1 protein-coding gene is annotated in these 757 nt (G+C 33.9%); it reads right to left on the reverse strand.

Annotated features, from left to right (window positions below; genetic code table 11):
- Positions 1 to 611, reverse strand: a 611-nt coding sequence (locus CYP28_RS02215) for a hypothetical protein (protein ID WP_141090910.1), incomplete at its 3' end; no start/stop codon positions are given.
- Positions 612 to 757: the final 146 nt, after the last annotated feature.

The following is a 757-nucleotide window of genomic DNA, read 5'->3' on the forward strand; positions in this document are numbered from 1 at the left end:
ATCTTATATGACCCAAACATAAATTTGTTTTGATTTAGATCCATTGTGCTTATAGCTCCAGCGTCATCAATGACTTCTATTTGCCAAAGCTCTTTAGCATTTTTATACTCTCTTCTGTTATAAAATCTATAACCTACACCATCGAGTTTTATATGCTCGCCTTCTTTGAAATTTATGACATCTTTGCCATTAGCAGCAACAAAGTTAAACGTGCTTTTGCCTTCTTGTCTTTGATACTGAAGTTTTGAACCTTGAATTTCAACTCTAGTTGGAGTTAAATCGTCTTGTTTTATAAGCTTGCCCTTGCCAACAGTTACGATGTTGGTATGCCTTGTTTTCTCGCCATATTTTACTATGAGTTCTGTTAGGGATAGTCTTGACATGTCGCAGTATTCTTTTGTTGTCCATAGACCATTTTGAAAATTACGTTCATCTGCCGATCTAAAATCAACAAATTCTACTGAGTGAGCCTTTGATAATAATAAACTATCAAAGTTAAAAGCTTCGCAGCCACGAGTTTCTAGGTCGTTTTTTGAAATAGCACCTTTTGTTGAACATCCTGCCAATGCTACAACCAAAAATAATGATGCCAGAAGGGTTTTGTTTTTCATTTTCTGCTCCATAAAATTTGGTTTATTATAACATGAAAGTGCTAAAAAAAGATTTTTTATACAAAATATAATTATTTTCTTTTTTCGCCAGCCTCTTGTGCTTGCATTAGTTCGTTTTTAATAAGAGTTGCATAGCCTGCTACATC

Source organism: Campylobacter concisus (genome assembly GCF_002914195.1).
Taxonomy (GTDB): domain Bacteria; phylum Campylobacterota; class Campylobacteria; order Campylobacterales; family Campylobacteraceae; genus Campylobacter_A; species Campylobacter_A concisus_M.